Below are 18,505 nucleotides of genomic sequence, written 5' to 3' on the forward strand. Positions count from 1 at the left end.
TCTTCGGTTTGGTGGTGTTTGTTGCGTTATAGCGGTTTCACGGGTCAATGGCAGGTGATGCAGGCACCGGTCCAGGTCGCGACGGTGAGAGTGACCGGACGTCGAGGAGAGCGCGGGGGCTGAATACCAGATCCTCCGCTTGCGCGGAGCTCCCGAATCGAACGGAACAGCAGGAAGCACCCGCATGGCCTCGACTGTGGCCGGTTACTCAGGGATCAACTCGTGGAGCCGACCCAGTGTCAATGCCTCCGATCCGTCCGGCAGGTTCTCCGGCGCCTCGATGCCGACGAAGGTGACCGGCTCGTCCGGCAGCAGACCGTTCCACATCGTCACCTCGGTTCGCGCGCGCCACCGATCGACAAGGTAGGACACGGTGAGGTACCGCCGTTCCATCAGTGCGCGTACCCGGTCGGCCGTGGTGAACGTGTTCTCCTCCACCCGGTTGAACGACGGCCGTCCCCGCAGGTACAGGTGCAGCCACACCGCCTGCCAGCCACGCTCGTCCCTGGCGAACACCATCGGCAGCGCGACCCGACCCTGGCCGCGCAGGTGCGACCGCGCCCGGACGGTCCGCGCGTCGAACGGCGCGCCGCCCTGGTCCCGCGCCCGGGTCTGGTAGCCGAACATCGACTCGGCGACCTCGTCGAACGACTCCCCCGCATAGATGTTGACCTGCGGAACCACGTAGTGCCCGCGGGCGGTCAGGGGCACGTCGATGAACTCCGTCGCACCGTTCGTCGCGTCGGTGATGTCGCCGGAGTGCACCACGCCGTCGTGCTGGTAGTTCGTCCATGACACCTGGCCCGCACTGTGGAAGTCGTCATCGAGCAGCAGCAGCGACAGGTCGTAGTCGGTGCGGCGGCTGGTCTGACGCCAGTAGGTGAAGAAGCGCAGCAACTCACCGGAGACTGACGCCCGCGAGCCCCTGGGCATGACCGCGAAACCGCCCTCGGTTGCCTTGCCGGACAGCGGCAGCGCGACGTCGAGCACCTCCGGATCCACCACCAGCGGTCGGTGCGACTGCGGCAGTCGAGCGCTGATCTCGGCGTCGAGTAGCGATGACAACTCGGCCACCAACCCGGCCGGCAGCGGTGGGCGCTCATCGGGACCGACCCACGCGGTGCGCGAGCGGCTCGCATACATCCGGGCCGACGCAGGGGTCAGCCGGTTGTCGACATGCTCCCGCAGCGACAGGAGCACCCGACCCGACGCCGAGCCGAGCGCACCAGTGACCGCGTCGACGACCGTGGCGCGCTCCGGCGCTGACGCCAGCCGCAGCAGCCGGTCAGCAGACCGCAGGAGCAGGCCCGGCGCAGCCGACAGCACCGATGCGGCCGGACCGATGGCACCGGCGCGGATCGCCGCCTCCGCGCGGCCGGCGAGGTGGTGCACCCGCCGTTCGCCACGCGCCACCGTGAACACCTCCTGCGCGTGCGGCCACTGGTCGTACTCGTGCGGGTGCAGCCGTTCCCCGAGCCGCTTCCAGCGCTCCGCGTAGCGCACGACATCACCGAGCTTGTCCTGGTTTGCCGCGACGACCTCGTTCAGCGCGACCAACAGCATCCGCCGCTCCGGGCGTCGGAAGGCACGAAACCGCGTGGGTGCCGCCAGCGAGACGTCCCCGCCGGAAACCTGGCAGGCAAGGCGCAGCACGTCGGTCGTGGTGTCCACGCCGACCAGCGGCCGGCCGAGGACGAGTCGGATCCCGTTGAGGACGGCACGGTTCTCCCGTACCGGAATCTCGGCTGGCTGCATGCCATCCGCGCAGGCGACCGCCAGCTCGCTGAGGATCGCGAGATCGGCCTCGCCGTGCGGCGTCGAGCTGCCGGCCAGGGCCAGATAGAGCCGTGCGGCCTCCACCTCGGCGGCGTCACCGAGACGCAGCAGGGTCACCCGGTCACCGGCCGCGGTGACCAGCGTGTCGTGCGCGGCCAGCAGCTCCGGATAGGTGTGCTGGTAGGTGCCGTAAGCCGGCAGGTCGAGCAGGTTCACTGCGCCCGAGACGGCGGCGCCCCGCAGCTGCGCGTCGGTCGCCGTGTGCCCGCCGGTCAGCACAGCTGCCCGCAGCCGGTCGACCCAGAACTCGATGGTGTCCGGCACGTCGTGCGGGAATCCGATGAAGTAGGCGTTGTGCTGGACATGGTCCCCGACCAGCTCACGCACCGCTGAGACGACCGTAGCGGCGAGATCCATCGCCGGCGCGGGGGCCAGGGTGCCGATGTGCTCCAGCAGAGGCCGCGAAGCCGAGAACCCGACATCGAGCAGCGCCGCGTCCAACTGCCGGGCCACCGCCGTGCCGTCACCGGCCGCAGCCGTGCTCGCCGGTACGCGCAGGGTCTTCTGGATGATCAGCTTCTCGAGCACGTGCTCCTCCGTTCCCGTCGGCGCTGGCAGGTGGCGGCGCGCAGTGGCGCAGTGGGTCGCCGGGGACTCGAACCCCGAACCTTCCGATCCAACAGGGAGAAGGAAGCGCACCCATCGCCGCACGAGCGGATGGCGGACGCGCTACACAGTCGGATGCTCTAGCCAGTTGAGCTAACGACCCAGATGTCGATCATCCATCAGCCGGGTCGACCTGGCTACCGGGATTCGACGTCACCGCCGAGTCCTTTCGGACAACCGCTGTCCGGGCGGGTGACGGGAGCGGTTCCGTCGGACCGTCATGCCATGATGCCGCTCACCTCAACGGCATGGAACACAGCGGGATGGTCACGGTGACGGTTCGGGACGAGACAGCGACGGGCGGGGCTACCGATCAGTGGCCGTTCATCAGCCTGCAGGGGCGCACCGCGCGGCTGACGGATCCACTCGGCTTGAGCCGCATCATGATCGAGCCCCACAGCGACTACCTGTGCATCGTCCCCGCGCGCGGGAGCATCGGGCCGCTGCCGTTCGAGGCTGACCCGATCCCGTCGACGGCGATCATGCTTGCCGTCGACGACACGATCACCGACACGACCGTGCTGCGGCAGCTCGCCTCATGACCGACTGGGCGCGACTGCACGTCAGCCACTGCCAGTACGACGTCAGCACCGTGCCCGGCGCGACCGGCGCGGCGATCTACACCGTCGGCGACGACCTCCTGCACGTGGGCGGGCCGTATCAGTTCACCGGTTTCTGCGGCATCCACACCGGTGGGATCGAGGCACGCCTGCGGGTGCTGTCCGTACCGCCGGCGGAGGTCGATGCCGGTTGGGACGCGATCAGTGAGGCGACCCTCTGGAGCCCCAGCGGTCGGTTGTCGGTAGTCGGCCTGATGGGCGGCACCGCGGAGACTCTCACCGACGTCGCCGTCCCACGCGGGCTGATCCGGGTGCGGGTGCACGCCCGCCACCGCCTGCACGAGACGGTGCGCACCGACGACGACCCGCCCGAGCAACACGAGCTGCACGTCTGGGCGGTGAGCGAGCAGATGCCGTGCCGCACCGTACTGGCCGACCCGGGGGCACGCTGCTGGGAGCAGAAGCCGGCGAAGGCCGCCGAGTGGGCGATGCTGTCCCTGGTGCCGCGCCCGTCCACCCGGCCGGCGATCCTGCCGCCGCTTCCCTCCGACCCGTACGAGGACGACAACGGCCTGGACCGGGTGACGGTGGTCCGCCACCGGCCCGCACCGGTCCCCCTGCCGGTGGGCGTGCTGCCGGTGGGCGTGCTGCCGGTGGGCGTGCTGCCCGTCGGTGACCTGGAGGTACGCCTGGACCGGGTTGACGCGGAAACCCTCCGGTGGTCGTGGGCGACCGCCGAGTCACCGATCTTCCCCGACCCGCTGACCACCCTGCCGGACGACGAGCCCACCACGGTACGGGTGACGACCGGTCCCGACGGCGTCACGCTGCGGCATGAGGGGGTACGGGGCCGGCACGCCGTCGCCCTCGGCCTGATCTGGGACCACCTGCTCGACGGCACCGGGCCACACCCGTGGGTCGAGACCCTGCGGGGGCAGGCCGCCGAGGCGACGGCGCAGGCCGAGAAGGCCCGCCGGCTCCAGGCCGAACAGGAAGCCGCGCGGTGGGGAGGTCCTCCCCCGTCGGATCGGGTCCGCAGACTCTTCGGACACGCGCAGTCCCTGGCGCGGATCGACCGCCGGTTGCTCGACCGCATCGACGCGCTGCCCGCCGATCGGCAGCGGGAGGTGGCCTGCTGGGCGGCCCGCCGCGCGATGCGGGTGGCCGGGCTGGAGCAGCTCGACTGGATCGCCGATGCTCTCGCCGCCGCCGAGGACGGCCGCCCACTGCCCCGCGCCTTCACCGAGCAGAATGGTGCCGCCGCGTACGGCCGGCTGATGTCGGACCCCGAGGTCCCCCACACCACCATTCCCCTCACGCCGGACCCGGCGTTCAGGGCGTTCGGTGTCACCGAGGTGCGCCAGCAGGCTGTCGCATTCCCCGCCCTGGTCGCGCTGGCCAACCATGACCCGCTGGCCGCCGCGATCGATGCCGTCCGCGACGCGGCGATCGCTCACGGCGACGACCGCGACCGATTTCTCACCGAGGCCCATGCCGCTCTAGCCTGAGCTACTCACCATCGCGGCAGTCCCGATGTCGTCAAAGCTCAGCCTTGATCACCGTCCGGGCAGGCAGACCAGCGAGGCTGCTCACTGCGCCGGCGGTACGGCACCTGAACTGCCCCCGAGCGACCGGTCCCCGCCGGGTGGCAACGTTCGCCAACTGCGGTGCGCTGCCTTTGACCTCCACGGATATCAGAGGTACTTGTCGATCGTTCCCGGTCCGGGGCCCCTCACCCCCCTCACCCCGGCACGCCTTTACTGTCCGCCCGTTTCGCCCTTTTTATCCCCCCGGGCGCGGTGGCCGGGCGCAGCCTGTCGGGCACCCCGGCCACCTACCAGGTCGAGGGTGAGTCGCAACGTACCTGTAGCGATGGAGCCTGGCCTGCACATGTGTGACCGGACGCGGTAACACCGCCGGGATCACCAGGAGCAACAGATGACGACAGCCACCCTCGCCCAGACGGCTCTGCGAGGTGACGCCGGTCCTGCGCCGAAACGCAAGCCTCGGCTGTACGCGCTGGACGGATTGCGGCTGGTGTGCGCGCTGGCGGTGGCCGGCTATCACTTCGGGGACTCGTGGCGGTTGGACGGGGTGCACCCACCCGCGTACTTCCTGCCGGACGCAGCACCGGTGTTGATCTACGGTTTCCTGGGCGTCGAGGTGTTCTTCCTGATCAGCGGATTCGTCATCCTGATGAGCAGCTGGGGACGCACCGTTCGCGAGTTCGCCGCCTCCCGCGCCGCCCGACTCTACCCGGCCTTCTGGGCCTGCGTACTGATCACCGCCGTGGTCAGCACGGTGCTGCCCATCAGCGGCGGAGTGCCGTTCCCGCCCCTGCCGGGCGGCCCGGACGTGCTGATCAACCTGACGATGCTGGCGGAGCCGTTGAACAGGCCGCTGGTCGACACCGTGTACTGGACGCTCTGGTGTGAGTTCCGGTTCTACCTGATCATCATCTGCATGCTCGCCGCCGGACTCACCGACAAGCGGGTGCGGCTGCTCGGCGCAGGATGGCTGGCTGCCGCCGTGCTCATGCCGGCCTTCCCGGGAGCGCCGCTCCACCAGGTCGTGATGCCCACCTTCGCGCCGTACTTCATCGCGGGGATGACCATGTTCCTGCTGCGCCGTGACCGCTCCGACCGGTGGTCCTGGGCACTGCTGGCCGCCTGCTGGCTGGTCAGCCTGCACCACGTGCACGGGCGGGCGTCGGACCTGCGTCCTGGCTTCGAGGTCCCGGTCTGGCCGGCGCCGGTGCTGCTCACCATTGCGTACGGCGTCCTGCTCGCCATTGCCCTCGGCGTCACCGACCGGATCACCTGGGGCTGGCTGAGCACGGCGGGCGCGCTCACGTACCCGTTCTACCTGCTTCACCAGCGGGCCGGCTACAGCCTTGTCCGCACCCTCCACACCGCCACCGGGCTGCCCGCGCCGATACTGATCGGGGGAGCCATCCTCGTCCTGCTCACCGCGGCATGGCTTGTCCACCGCTTCGTCGAGCGTCCGCTCGCACCCCGCGTCCGTAGTTTCGTGCAGGGCCGGTCGACGACGACCGATCACCGCAGATCGAGCGACGCGAGCGTGAGGGAGTCATGAACCGGGCGACGGCGGATGCTGAAGCCGCCTTCCGTGAGCTCTTCGAGGCCGCGTACGACGATCTGCTGGTGTTCGTCGAGCGCCGTACGGACTTCGCCCTGGCTGACGACGTGGTCGCGGAGACGTTCCTGGTCGCCTGGCGGCGTCTGGACGACGTGCCGGGCTCCCTCGACGCGGCCCGTGCCTGGCTGTTCACCGTCGCGCACAACCTGCTGCGTAACCGGCAGCGCAGCGAACAGCGGCAGCAGAAACTCGTCCTGCGTATCCTGCGGGAACCAGAGGGCTACACCGGCGGTGACGCCGACGCTGTGGCAGCCCACGTCGACCTGGCCCGGGCCTGGCAGCATCTGTCCCCCGCCGATCAGGAAGCGCTCACGCTCACCGCGATCGAGGACCTCACCGGGCCTCAGGCCGCTCACGTGCTGGGCATCTCCCGGACGGCGTTCAGTCTGCGCCTGCTGCGTGCCCGCCGCCGCCTGCGCCAGCACCTGCGCCAACAGCAGGAACCCGGCCCTGCCCCCTCTCCCGCTACTGCCCGCCCCGCATCGTCCGGAGGCCCCGCATGACCAGCGACGAACTCGACCACGCCATCCGTTCCGCCGCCAGCCCGGTGCCCGCCCGCGTCACCCAGGCTCGGGCCCGGGAACTGCTCGAGAGCATCGTCACCACCGACCGGAGGGCAGGCTTCGCGCCGGCCGCACCCCGGGCCCGGCGCGGTCTGAAGATCGGCAGCGTGGCGACGGCGCTCGCCGCTGGGGGCGCGGTGATCGTCGGTCTGGTGGCCGGCGGACCCGCGTACGCGTCCTGGACCCCTGATCCGGGGCCCGTCTCGGCAGCCGAGGCCCGTGGCATCGTGGTCAGGTGCGTGCCGGCGCAGGAGATCGGCGTTGCGCGGATTGTCGTCGGTGAGACCCGCGGTGACTACGCGTACGTCAATGCCGTGACGCCGAGCGGAAGCCGGACCTGCTTCCGCGACCACAACGGGGACGTGACAGAGTCCAGCATCCTCACCGTGCTCACCAGCACCGCGCAGTTGGGCGCCACCGGCGTCGAGCTGTACGCCTGGAGTCAACTGCGCACCAACGAGGGCTACATCCGGCTGATGGCGGGACACCTCGGCTCCCAGATCACCGATGTCGACATCACCGTACGCGCGGAGAATGGCACCTCGTCCCGAACGGCGCACGCCACCGTCCGCGACGGCTACTTCGCCGCCTGGTATCCGGAAGGCCGCGACGAGGCCAGCAGCAACATCACCACACTGACCCTTCGCCTCACCGACGGCAGCACCGTCGGCAACCTGTCTGCCGGACAACTGTACGAGCATCCAAAGCTCGACTAGGGCGTGTTTCGTGGCGCGGCCTCGGTCCTGTCGGCCGCTCCACCCTGCCCACCGAGGTCACCCGGAGTCACACGGAACGAGCGACGCCGGTCAGCGGCGTCCGGCTCAGTGTGGCGAGGGCTTCGGATCGCAGTCGCAGGTGGGTACGACAGCGGTCGCCCTCGGACCGGACCACGAGGCCGGCTTCGGTGCGGACCGTGACGTGGTGTGTGGCCAGGTTCGTCGGCATCCCCAGGTCTTGGGCGATCTCGCCGGGAGCGGCGTCGCCCAGGTCCACTCACCGGCATGGGCTCGACGGTGGATCATGTGCTACGGTAACCGAGTTGCAGTTTTGATTTCCTTAGACGTTATCCGGCGCCTGATGGGGTATCTGAAACCCATCCAGGCGCTTCTCGTTTTTCGTGTCGTTTCGACGCGGGTGATCAACGCGGCGGCGTGCGGGTCCGCACAGTGCGGTCTCCAACAGCCTGCGAAGGAGCAGACATGACTACAGGTACCGTGAAGTGGTTCAACGCCGACAAGGGCTTCGGCTTCATCAGCCCGGACGACGGCGGCGCCGACGTCTTCGCCCACTTCTCCGCGATCTCGGCGAGCGGCTTCCGCAGCCTCGACGAGAATCAGAAGGTGGAGTTCGACATCACCCAGGGCCAGAAGGGCCCGCAGGCGGAGAACATCCGCCCGCTCTGATCCACATTTTCTGAACGGCGGCCCGACTGGTTCAGCGGGCCGCCGTTCGGCATTTCATGCGCTCACCACGGCATCGCGGAAATCTCCTGATCGGCAGCAGACCGGTCCGCTCGGTGTGGAGCCAACTCAGCATTGCCCCCGTGTTCTCCACCTGGAACGATTCGGACCTCGGGCACCAGTCTGCCAAGCATCGATCCTTGTCCCTTACGAGCCGAATGCCGCGCCACCGCCGCCCTGACGGTCGAGGCACGTACGGTCGCAGTCAGGTGGAACACCATCCTGATGCCTGTCAGACCTACCGGCCCCGGCGCGCACGGCCCTAACTGCTGAAGGGTTGATGACCATGACGACGACCTACTCCGGTCCTGCGAGACTGATCCTGGTCGACGGCGCCTGCATCTCCGGCATGGCGTCCCTCAGCACCAACCAGCGCGGCGGACTCAACGGTTGGGGCGGCACGTTCCGTCCGGACGAGATCACGACAGAACTTCGCAACGCGGCCCAGGGGCTGCAGTTGGAGCTGCCCTACGACCGGGTGGGGACAGTCACCGTCACCGGCATGCGCAAGCTACTCGCCACGCAGGTGTTGATGTCGTTGGCAGGCCTCGGACCCGCGCCGTTCTGACCGTACGCCGCTACATTCCCGCCGCGGCGCGGTCAATTTGCTTCGACGCAGCGACAAGGGCGGGGCCGTGTTAGTCGGTAGGCGCTGCCAGGAACCGTCAACTTTCTCACCGCTGACCGGAGCGTTCCGGGTGCGGCACGAGGGTGCGGCAGCGAACAGTCGTTCCTTCCCCGAGTGAGTGCGCGGACCTGGCTCTGTCGGCTCCGCCGGATCGATGACTCCGTGGTGCCGGCTGCCCCAACCTCCCACCTCCGCATTACCGCGCTGTTCCCACTGCGGCGCTTTCGGAGGTTTAGTGTGATAGCTGGCATGAACGGGCCCCGCTTCGGTCAATGCCCTTGGGTCCAGTTCGACCACGATCGGGAGGTGGTCTGACAACGCTCGGGCAATGGGCGTGTCGATCACCTGGTAGCTGCGGAGTGCTGCCGGCCTTGTGGTCCAGAAGACGTCCTCGCGTCTGGTCCAGCCGCCGTGGTGTCCGCCGGTGGTTTTCCTGGACACGGCCAAGCGAGGAGGCGGCAGATCTACGCAGGCAGCTGGACAAGGCAACCGGTGGGCGGTAGAGCGGAAGCAGGATGACGCGCGACCTCACCGCCGACGGCCGAGGCCGGCACATCTGTTCGTGTGGGTCGGGCGACTGCTGCTGTCTCTGGTGAGCCTTGGGTGCCTTCGGTAGCGTCAGGTGCACCCGTTCACCGTCTTCGATTGGGGATGCCGCCTCCGTGTCACACATCGAGAAGATCACCGGGGAACTCCGTGCCCTGCTGGCCGGTGTCGAGCGGGCGCAGGGGTTGACGACCGCCGCCGACCGGCAGGCGCAGCAGGTGGCGCTACGTGCCGCAGGTGCCGGCTTCCTCGCTGTCGCCGCAGGCGTGGCCCGGGTGCGAAGCGCCCTCACGGACATCCAGGGCGGCCTGGGAAAGCTCGGGGGGTCGATCGGTGACGCGACGAAGGCCGTCGCCGCCGTACCCCAGCAGGCCACCCCGCAGGAGACGATCGCCGCACTGACACCCGTACAGAGCGCCGTCGGCGCCGCACGCGGCGCGGCGGGCGGCGTCATCACCCAGATCGGTGAGACGCAACAACTCGTCACCACGATCCTCCACGGCGGACAACCCGGACCCCTGCTACAGGCCCTCGACGGCATCAAGCAGGTCCTGATGCAAGTCCTCGCCCGCACCAGCGGCGCACGACAGGCCATCGAAGCCGCGATCGCCGAGGCACAACGCGTGGGATCAGCGGGAAACTGACCGGGGCTGGAGGGCACCCACCGACCAGCCCCAGCCGAATCACCATCGGCCCGCACCCACGACCCTCGGCATGGACGTCGCCTCACCCGCCCCTGGGGCCGGGTCCGCGTGGAGTAGGCGTCCCACCGGCCTGCTTCAAGGCTCGCCGATCGGTCCTCGCACCCGGATCTCCGCGAATGAGAAACCACGGGAACGCCGAGTCCTGGAGCTGGAGCTGGAGCTGGAGAACGAGTGTGCCGACAGGGTCGCCGCCGCAGGGTACCGGGTTCACCAGAACCCCACCAGGCGGGAGATCTCGGATGCACGACGCGCGACCGGGGACACCGGGAAGCCGGAGAAGGCACCCGAATACCTCATCGAAGGGCACGCCTTCGACTGCTACACGCCCACCATCTGGCGACCGTTGCCATGATCCTCGCCGGCACGACCGAGGACGCCGCACTCACCCTCAATGGCGACGTGCTGATGCTGACCCGCGTCGCGGGAACCACCCAGCTACCCAACACCGACGGCTGGTACGACGAAACCTACGAGACGGTCCTCCCCCGCTGACGCCATCACCCGGGCTACACCTCGTGCACCCGGCGCATGCTGGCGGGACGCTGCCCGGTGACGACGCACTCGACAACGGCGCATAAGCCGCTGACGCCGCCTGATCGGTCAACGGCGCACCCGATAGCGCAGATGAAGCACCCGGTCGCCCGGAATGACCACGTCAGGGTCCTCCAGCAGCTGCTGCGCGTGGACCGACCCGAAGTAGCGTTTGCCGGAGCCGAACACGACAGGTATGACGTCCATGCGCACCTCGTCGATCAGGCCGGCGGCGAACACCTGGCCACCGACGTCGCCGGCGGCGACCTCGACAATGCGGTCACCCGCGAGTTCTTGCGCCTTGACCACGGCTGCCTCGATGCCGTCGACGAAGTGGAACGGGGCGTCAGGGTCCCCGCCCTCGGGCGCCGGCCGGTGCGTCACGACGACCACGTGATCAATTCCGCTCGGCGGCTTCCCGTCCCAGCCGTCCGTCATGTCGAAGACGTGGCGCCCGGTGATCGTCACCCCGATCTGGTCCCAGTACGGCCGGAGGTAGTCGTAGGACTTCTGCGACACCTTCAGTACGCCGCTCCCGTCCAACGGGACGTCACCGCTGGTCAGCCAGTCGAACAACGGTCCGGGCTGGTCGTTCTCGTCCGCGACGAAACCGTCCAGGGACACCGAGGCGTACATGACCACCTTGCCCACGGGGCGCTCCTCTGCTCGGGGATGCGCCGAGATTAGCGGCCTATGGGCTGTCTTTCTTGTACGAAATCAAGCCGAACTCCCACGCGCGGGTGGGCATGGTGACCACGCAGCCGTCGGCGTACTCGGCTGACGCGATGTCGGTGCCGGCGCGAACGCGGAACGGCGCCCCCAGGTTCACGATGAGCAACGTCGACGGCGCGGGCGGTAGCGTCAGCCGGGTGTACGGCGGCACACCTTCCAGGAAGTGGAGGTCGTCGATCAGCGTGTCCAGCGGCGGTGGCGGCACTCTGGACACGTACTCCACGCCCACAGCACCGCAGACACCATCAGCGTCATCGGGGACGCCTGTATCGAAGAGCCGATGATTCGGTGTGCCGGGTCAGCTGCCCGAAGCGCGAGTGCTCGGCGACCTCCGCGACCGGTAAGCGGGCGGCCGTCGGCAACGTGACCCAGAACGGCGACCTCTACTGCGGCGGCTTCAAGGTGGCCAACTACGGCCGGCACGTCGTCGCTTCCAGGTGCCACTTCCACGGCAGCCGGGGCCGCCTCACCAACCTATGCTCCTACCGCAACGGGAGTGTGTCGAAATCTCTATGCAGTCCCGGGGAAGAGTGGCGGCGAAAAGGGCGCGGCCACCGGGCGACAACGGTGGTTGTCGCGCGATGACCGCGGGGACGGGTGCGGGATCAGGCCGCGATGGTTTGCAGGTAGACGGTTCCTCCGCAGGACAGCGTGCTGAGGTTCTTGAACCACATCGCGAGCTGACGCTGAGAGGATCCGTCACTGTTGATGCGCTGGATGTAGACCACGCGCGTGACCTCGAACTGGCAGTAGGTGGGGAAGCTGCCCTGGGGCGACGGGCCGATCACGTAGGCCGAGGTGACCGGATTCGCGTTGTTCCAGGTCGTGGACCAGGTGCCGCCGGGGCCCACGGTGGCCATGGAGAACTGCGAACCGATGGTGGTGGAGCCGAGCCGGATGTCGGCCTGGCAGGTGATGGTCCCCACGTTCTTGACCTCCACCCAGATCTGGCGGAGCGAGCTGCCCGGCTGCACGGTCCAGACGCGTGTCACCTGGAACTGGCAGGCTGCCGAGCTCGTGGCGCCGCTCGGGTTGAGAGCAGCCACCCAGATGGTGTTCCAGGGGACGTTCCAGAGGCTTGTCTGGGTGCCACCCGGGCTGACGCCGCCGGTCGAGGCAAGGACCGAACTGGTCACCGCCGTGAGTTGCACCGTCGCACCACAGGCGATCGAGCCGACGTTCTTGAGGGTGAACTGGTACTGCCGCTCCCCACTGGGCAGTTGGACGTACCGGCTGTTGATCGTCTCGAACTGGCAGGTGGCCGAGGTGGTGGCGCCGGCCGGGTTGTAGCCGACCACGTAGGCGGCGTCGGCTGGGGCGTTGGTCCAGGTCCAGCCCTGTGTGCCGCCGGCCGAGAGGGTGCCGGTGAACCACGTCGCGGCGATGCCGATCCCGCCCTTCGCGGCATGGCTCAGTCCGCCCGACGCCGCTGCGGCGGCCCGTGCGTCGCGCAGTGACGACTGCGATGGCGGCGACGACTCGTCGGCCTGCGCGACCCCGACCGACGCGACGACCATGCTGAGCGTCGTCACCGCGAGGAGAGCCGCGCGGATTCTTCGTCTCATTGAAGCTCCTTTACCCCATGTTCCGGGCCATCCGCCCGGCTCCATCAGGCTGCGCGGCCCGGCTTGCCATCGGCTAGCCATCCGATAGCCGCCCTGGCGGCGACACATAGGATCAAGTTCGATACATCGATGTGGGGGTCGGATGACATGGCGGTTACTCGGCCCGGTTGAGGCCGTGGTGCGGGGCGAGCGAGTGCCGCTGGGGCGACCCCAACAACGCGCTGTGCTGGCGTATCTGTTGCTCAATGCCAACGTGGTGGTGTCGGCGGAGCAGTTGACCGAGGCGCTGTGGGGCGGAGCTCTCCCCACCCGCGCACGAGCACAGGTCCAGGTCTGCGTCTCCCGGTTGCGACAACTGACGCGCGCGGCCGGTATACCCGAGACAATCTATTCGGATTCTGGGGGATACCGCCTTGAGTTGACCGGCGACGAGCTGGATGTGGTGGTCTTCTCCGGGCTGACCGAAGCTGCGCGTCGGTACGCCGACTCCGGCGAGCACGAGCGGGCCACCACCCTGTTGCGGCAGGCGTTGGCGTTGTGGCGTGGCCCGGCACTCGCGGGTGCGTCCGCCGCGTTCGTACCGGCGGCCGCCGCTAGCCTGCACGACAAGCGGCTTGCCGCGTCCGAGGACCTGTTCGACGCCGAGTTCGCGCTCGGTCGGCACGCCGCCGTGGTGGCGCCGTTGCGTGAGCTGGTCACCGGGAACCCGTGGCACGAGGGTCTCGCCGTGCGGCTGATGACGGCGCTGGCCGGATCGGGGCACCAGGCCGAGGCGCTGCAGGTGTTCGAGCGGATCCGCCGCCTACTCGCCGACGAGCTGGGCATCGAGCCGGGAGCGCGGCTCGCGGAGGCCCACGTGCGGGTGTTGCGGCAGCAGTTTCCGCCGAGCAGGCCCGCGCCACCGGTCCGGGAACCCGGATCTGCGCTGCGTCCCGCCCAGCTGCCCGCCGGTCTATCGACCTTCACCGGCCGTGGCAACGCACTCGCCGCGATGGACGCGATGCTGAGCCAGGCTCGGGGAAGCGGCGCCCTGGCGGTCGTCGCGATCATCGGGACGGCCGGGGTGGGCAAGACGGCGCTGGCGATCCGGTGGGCACACCAGGTACGGCCACTCTTCGACGAGGGGCAGCTCTTCCTGGACCTGCGCGGTTACTCACCCGGAGCGGCGATAGCGCCGCTGGACGCTTTGTCGCGCTGCCTTCGGGCGCTCGGTGTGCCGCCCGCACGGGTGCCAGACGACGTCGACGAGGCAACGGATCTCTACCGCAGCGTGCTCGCCGACCGGCGGGTGCTGATTATGCTCGACAACGCCCGCGACACCGCGCACGTCCGGCCGCTGTTGCCCGGCGGCGCCGGCTGCCTGGTGATCGTCACCAGCCGGGACCGCCTCGGTGGGCTGGCCGCTCGGCACGACGCGCAGCGGCTGTCGTTGGACGTGCTCCCGCCGCAGGAGGCCACCGAGCTGTTGACCCGCGTCATCGGCGCGGAACGGGTCGCCGAGCAGCGGGACGCTCTCGCGGAACTGGCCCATGACTGCGCCCACCTGCCACTGGCCCTGCGTATCGCCGCAGCAGACCTGCACGGCCGCCCCCACGAGATGGTCAGCGGGTACCTGGCGCGGCTTCGCGCGGGCGGCCCGCTGACCGTGCTGACTGTCCGTGACGACGAACAGGCCGCGGTGCGTTCGGCGTTCGCCGTTTCGTACCAGGCGCTGCCACCGCGACTCCAGCGGCTGTTCCGGCTGTTCGGCCTGGTGCCCGGCTGCGACATGACAGCGGAGGCGGTCGCCGCGATGCTGCGGTGCGGAGTCGGCGAGGCGGCGGACATGCTCTCTCGTATCGCCGACGCGCACCTGGCACAGGAGCGGATGCCGGGTCATTTCGGCACCCACGACCTGCTCGGCCGGTACGTGACCGAGCTGGCGACGATGGAGGACAATCGGGAAAGCCTGGGTGACCTGCTGTCCTGGTACCTCTTCAGCGTGTACGCCGCAGCCGACCGACTGTATCCCCAGGTGTTACGCGTGCCCACGCAGCTACCCGCGCCCGCTGGGCCACCGATGCGATTCGCCACCCATGTCGACGCTCTCGCCTGGCTCGACGCGCACCGGCACAACCTCGTCGCCGTGACACGCCATGCGGCGCACCAGGAACTGCACACCTTCGCCTGGTCGCTGGCGGACGCGCTGCGCGGATACCTGTGGCTGGGAATGCACACCACGCAATGGTCCGAGGTCGCGAGGATCGGCCTCTCCGCAGCCCAGGCAGAACGGCACAAGCAGGCCGAGGCAGCGGCCCGGCTGAGTCTCGCCGCCCTGCACTGGCGGCTGGAACGGTTCCCCGAGGCGATCGACGACTATCAGCTGGCGCGGCTCTCGGCGAACCGTGCAGGATGGCGCGATGGCGAGGCAGCCGCGCTGGGCAACCTGGGCCCGGTCTTTCGGATGACCGGCCAGCCGCGTGAAGCCCTGCGGGTCATGGAGCAGGCGCTGGAGTTCAACCGGCGCAACGGCCGGACCGCGGGCGTCGCCGTCAACCACAACAATCTCGGACTGGTCTGCGCCGACCTCGGACGGCTCCGCGAAGCCGCGGACCATCATCACGCGGCGCTCACCCTCGCACACCAGGGCGGGGCAGCCTCCAGCCGGGCGCTCATCCTGAGTAACCTGGGCGTCGTCCACCACCTACTCGGCCGGTCCGACGATGCGCTACGGACACTGACCGAGGCATTGGAACTACATGAGCAGATGGGTAGCCGGGGCCGTGCCACCACCCTGTGTGCGCTGGCTCGGGTCCACTGCGATCGTGGCGACCATCCGCACGCGGCCAGCCTCGCCCGGCAGGCACTCGACATGGCGCGCGCGCCGGCCGAGCCCCGGGTCGAAGCGCTCGCTCTCCACATCCTGGGCATCGTGGAGAGGAGAACCGGCACCCTGTTGGATGCGTTGAGCACTGCGCGCACCACCGCGGATCGGTATATCGAGGCCGATATCACCGTCAGCCTCGCCGAAGTCGACGAGCCCGCGGCACCTTCCTGGTGCCATGCAGCGCTGTCCATCACGCGGCAGTGCGGCTATCTGTTGCTCGAAGGCCGGACGCTCGCCGCCCGCGCCGCAGCCGAGTACTCGGCTGGTGACGTGGCCGCCGCCCGGCGCAGCGCACGGCTGGCGGCACAGTCGCACGCCACGACCGGCCACCGGCCGGGCACGGAGCGAATCGAAAAGCTACTCGCCCTTCTCGCGTCGGATTCCTTGCCTGAGCACCGCGTGCAGGCTACCCGTCAAGCACCAGTGACCCGACCACGAAATAGCAGTTCAGCACCCGTGCGAGCCAAGCATGAATACGGAAAATGACGGCACCCAACATGGCATCCACGCGACATTCACTGCCTGATAGGAAAGATCAACAGAAGATGTATGACCGCGTTTCAACAGGTCAGACATCTCATGACTTTGTACGCCTAGCGGACTCGAAAGCTCTAACCCTCTGATCCATAGGCGGAAGGGCAAATCACCTGATCCACCATATACAGAGCCTCATAGCCCGTGCTGCTTTGCAAGCGCTTCGTCCGCACGGAGGGCTTTCTGTTTCGGCTGATCCGCGCGCTGCGACCGAAGGGCAGAACGGACGGTTCCCCCATGGCGATGTCGCCGCGCTGGTTCTGGCGCGTTCGTGCTCGCCCGGTGCCGCTTGTCGGAGCACCATCGGAGCACCATTCAGGCCAGGGTGTGGTCGACCTGATCTGGTCGATCCTACGCCGGCGCCCCGGGTGAGGGCGAGTAGCGGGCCGCGAGTGTCGATGACCGGTGGGCGACGGAGTGCGACACCCCGCACAGGGGGTTGATCTGCCGCATCGTCAGGTTCGTACGCCAGTAAGCCGCCACCAACAACGCTCGATCGGCGAGGTCGAGTGACCACTGCCGGCCCGGCCACCCGTCAGCGACAGTGTCGAGACCAGCATGCACGGCCTGCGGTCTTTTCCGGCCTCGGCGTCCTGGGTGGATGGTGTGACGCAGGTGGAATTCCTCACGCTCGGGCTGTCCATGTGGGGCGCTGTCGGTGCGATGGTGTGGCCGTGGTGGTCGCGGACGAAGCCGGTGAGCTGGTAGTTCAGTTCTGTGAAGGTGCCTTCCTTGCTCCAGGCGGCGAAGTAGCCGTAGACGTCGCGTGGGGCGGGAAGTCGTGGGCTAGGTGCGCCAGGCGATGCCGGTGCGGTTGGCGTCGAAGATGTCGCGCAGGTCGTGGGTGGTTGTGCGTCCGCTGACGCCGGCGTTGGTGCGGGCCTGTCGCCAGGCGGCGGTCAGGCGGGGCGCGATCAGGGCACAGCGGGCGTGGGACAGGCCGGAGGGATGGCTCGCCGTTCGGCCATGCGGCAGGCGTACGGCGTGCGGGAATCAGCTCGAAGCACGCCATGCCCGTCGATGTGAAACCGCCACCGGCGACGAACCCGATGGCACCCACAGGCAGGTTGACGGGCATGGACACGCCAAAGTGAGCTGCATTGATCGAAGCCTTCGACAGCGAGTGTGACGGGCGACACACTTGTGATTTTCTCGGATGGCCGTCCATCCTTATTCAGGATTCATCCACGGGGGGATATGACGTGCTGCCCAAGCTATTCCAGGCACCGCTATCCACACACGATGCGGGAGCCATCTGGTGAACCCGAATTCCAAGCCCGATCTACTCGACGTCACATTGCGTGACGGCGGCTATGTCAACGGGCACAGCTGGGCCACCCACGAAGCCCAGGCGATCGTCCGGGCCATTGGCGGATCCGGCGTGCCCTATGTGGAGGTCGGATACCTCCGCGACACCGCCGTGCCGCGACGTCCAAGCGCCAGCTGCCCGCCCGACTACCTCGACGCCCTCGCCGCCCTGACCGACCGTCCGCGACTTGCCGTGATGGTGCGACCGGGCGAGGTGTCCGTCAGCCGTGTTGCTGACCTCCCCGGACACGACGTGTCCATGGCGCGCGTGCTCGTCTCCGGCGGTTCCGTGGCCAAGGCCGAGCCCTATGTCGCCGCAGCGCGGGCCGCCGGGCTGACGGTGGCGATGAACCTGACCCGGGTGAGCGAGCGCACGGAGACCGAGATCGCCCAGGCGACCCGGGCCTGCGCCGATGTCGGCGCTCAGCTCGTGTACCTGGCCGACTCCAACGGCAGCCTCGACCCGGAGACCGTCACCGCTCAGGTCGGCGCGGCGGTGGCGGCCACCACGACGCCGATCGGATTCCACCCGCACGACAACCTGGGATTGGCGTTCATCAACGCCAAGGCGGCGATCACGGCGGGCGCGACCGCGATCGACGCTTCGATCGCCGGCATCGGCAAGGGCGGCGGGAACCTCCGCATGGAGGTGATCGTCGCGCACCTGATCGTCCGGCACGGCGCGGGCCTGCGGCTGGATCCGATCGCCGCCGACCAGACGACCCTCGCGGCGCAGCTGCGCATGCTGGCCGAAGGCAACACGAAGGCCGTCCTCACCGGCCTGCTCGACCTGAACCTCGACGGTGCCGCCGAGTTCTACGACATGGTCGCCGCCAACGGGTACGACGCGACCATCCTGACCATGTCCGGTCGGTGACGGCCACCGCCGCGCACCTCCGCATCGCCA

The 18,505-nt window shown here is 68.8% G+C and carries 15 protein-coding genes, 1 tRNA gene and 2 pseudogenes; 12 read left to right on the plus strand and 6 right to left on the minus strand.

The window, feature by feature from the left end:
- Positions 1-204: 204 nt before the first annotated feature.
- The gene (locus GA0070216_RS17960; RefSeq protein ID WP_091247259.1) at positions 205-2,364 is read right to left on the minus strand and encodes a TerD family protein; all 2,160 of its coding nucleotides are present in this window, start codon (positions 2,362-2,364) and stop codon (positions 205-207) included.
- A 52-nt stretch (positions 2,365-2,416) separates the two neighbouring features.
- Positions 2,417-2,545, minus strand: a tRNA-OTHER gene (locus tag GA0070216_RS34575).
- Positions 2,546-2,690: 145 nt separating this feature from the next.
- Here GA0070216_RS34575 and GA0070216_RS17965 point away from each other — a divergent pair.
- The 10 genes and pseudogenes from GA0070216_RS17965 (at position 2,691) to GA0070216_RS34580 (ending at position 10,554) form a co-directional block, all read left to right on the plus strand.
- Positions 2,691-2,984 carry a DUF7737 domain-containing protein gene (locus GA0070216_RS17965; RefSeq protein WP_091247261.1) on the plus strand — a complete coding sequence of 98 codons (294 nt, stop codon included), beginning with the start codon at positions 2,691-2,693 and terminating at the stop codon, positions 2,982-2,984.
- Positions 2,981-4,510, plus strand: a complete 1,530-nt coding sequence (locus GA0070216_RS17970; protein ID WP_091247264.1) for a hypothetical protein — start codon at positions 2,981-2,983, stop codon at positions 4,508-4,510. The genes GA0070216_RS17965 and GA0070216_RS17970 overlap by 4 nt, the downstream gene beginning before the upstream one ends.
- A gap of 430 nt (positions 4,511-4,940) precedes the next feature.
- Positions 4,941-6,098 carry an acyltransferase family protein gene (locus GA0070216_RS17975; protein ID WP_091247266.1) on the plus strand — a complete coding sequence of 386 codons (1,158 nt, stop codon included), beginning with the start codon at positions 4,941-4,943 and terminating at the stop codon, positions 6,096-6,098.
- Positions 6,095-6,664, plus strand: coding sequence for an RNA polymerase sigma factor (locus GA0070216_RS17980; protein ID WP_091247268.1), 570 nt, complete (start codon positions 6,095-6,097; stop codon positions 6,662-6,664). Before GA0070216_RS17975 ends, GA0070216_RS17980 begins: the two co-directional genes overlap by 4 nt.
- A complete protein-coding gene (locus GA0070216_RS17985; protein WP_091247270.1) occupies positions 6,661-7,440 on the plus strand; it encodes a hypothetical protein in 780 nt (259 codons plus the stop codon). Before GA0070216_RS17980 ends, GA0070216_RS17985 begins: the two co-directional genes overlap by 4 nt.
- 483 nt (positions 7,441-7,923) lie before the next feature.
- Positions 7,924-8,127, plus strand: coding sequence for a transcription antiterminator/RNA stability regulator CspE (gene cspE, locus GA0070216_RS17995; protein ID WP_013283833.1), 204 nt, complete (start codon positions 7,924-7,926; stop codon positions 8,125-8,127).
- A 343-nt stretch (positions 8,128-8,470) separates the two neighbouring features.
- Positions 8,471-8,752: a hypothetical protein gene (locus tag GA0070216_RS18000; RefSeq protein ID WP_245722563.1), complete on the plus strand. Its 282-nt coding sequence runs from the start codon at positions 8,471-8,473 to the stop codon at positions 8,750-8,752.
- A gap of 722 nt (positions 8,753-9,474) precedes the next feature.
- Entirely contained in the window at positions 9,475-10,002 is a 528-nt protein-coding gene (locus tag GA0070216_RS18005; RefSeq protein ID WP_091247274.1) for a DUF6244 family protein, read from the plus strand.
- Positions 10,003-10,204: 202 nt separating this feature from the next.
- A pseudogene (locus tag GA0070216_RS36605) lies at positions 10,205-10,393 on the plus strand (CdiA C-terminal domain-containing protein); the annotation flags it as partial.
- A 17-nt stretch (positions 10,394-10,410) separates the two neighbouring features.
- Positions 10,411-10,554 carry a hypothetical protein gene (locus GA0070216_RS34580; protein WP_176739020.1) on the plus strand — a complete coding sequence of 48 codons (144 nt, stop codon included), beginning with the start codon at positions 10,411-10,413 and terminating at the stop codon, positions 10,552-10,554.
- Between the two features lie 108 nt (positions 10,555-10,662).
- Here GA0070216_RS34580 and GA0070216_RS18015 read toward each other — a convergent pair whose 3' ends face one another.
- The 3 genes from GA0070216_RS18015 to GA0070216_RS18025 form a co-directional block, all read right to left on the minus strand.
- Positions 10,663-11,244: a dihydrofolate reductase family protein gene (locus GA0070216_RS18015; protein ID WP_091247276.1), complete on the minus strand. Its 582-nt coding sequence runs from the start codon at positions 11,242-11,244 to the stop codon at positions 10,663-10,665.
- A 40-nt stretch (positions 11,245-11,284) separates the two neighbouring features.
- The gene (locus GA0070216_RS18020; protein ID WP_245722564.1) at positions 11,285-11,548 is read right to left on the minus strand and encodes a hypothetical protein; all 264 of its coding nucleotides are present in this window, start codon (positions 11,546-11,548) and stop codon (positions 11,285-11,287) included.
- Positions 11,549-11,930: 382 nt separating this feature from the next.
- Positions 11,931-12,857, minus strand: coding sequence for a hypothetical protein (locus GA0070216_RS18025; RefSeq protein WP_141723129.1), 927 nt, complete (start codon positions 12,855-12,857; stop codon positions 11,931-11,933).
- 175 nt (positions 12,858-13,032) lie between these two features.
- On the opposite strand from GA0070216_RS18025, the gene GA0070216_RS18030 reads away from it, so the two are divergent.
- Positions 13,033-16,242 carry an AfsR/SARP family transcriptional regulator gene (locus GA0070216_RS18030; protein WP_091247279.1) on the plus strand — a complete coding sequence of 1,070 codons (3,210 nt, stop codon included), beginning with the start codon at positions 13,033-13,035 and terminating at the stop codon, positions 16,240-16,242.
- Positions 16,243-16,660: 418 nt separating this feature from the next.
- Here GA0070216_RS18030 and GA0070216_RS36610 read toward each other — a convergent pair.
- Positions 16,661-16,815 (minus strand): annotated as a pseudogene (locus GA0070216_RS36610) (transposase family protein); the annotation flags it as partial.
- Positions 16,816-17,548: 733 nt separating this feature from the next.
- Here GA0070216_RS36610 and GA0070216_RS18045 point away from each other — a divergent pair.
- Positions 17,549-18,475, plus strand: coding sequence for a beta/alpha barrel domain-containing protein (locus GA0070216_RS18045; protein ID WP_176739022.1), 927 nt, complete (start codon positions 17,549-17,551; stop codon positions 18,473-18,475).
- The last annotated feature ends 30 nt before the right edge of the window (positions 18,476-18,505 follow it).

This window comes from Micromonospora matsumotoense, assembly GCF_900091525.1.
GTDB lineage: Bacteria > Actinomycetota > Actinomycetes > Mycobacteriales > Micromonosporaceae > Micromonospora > Micromonospora matsumotoensis.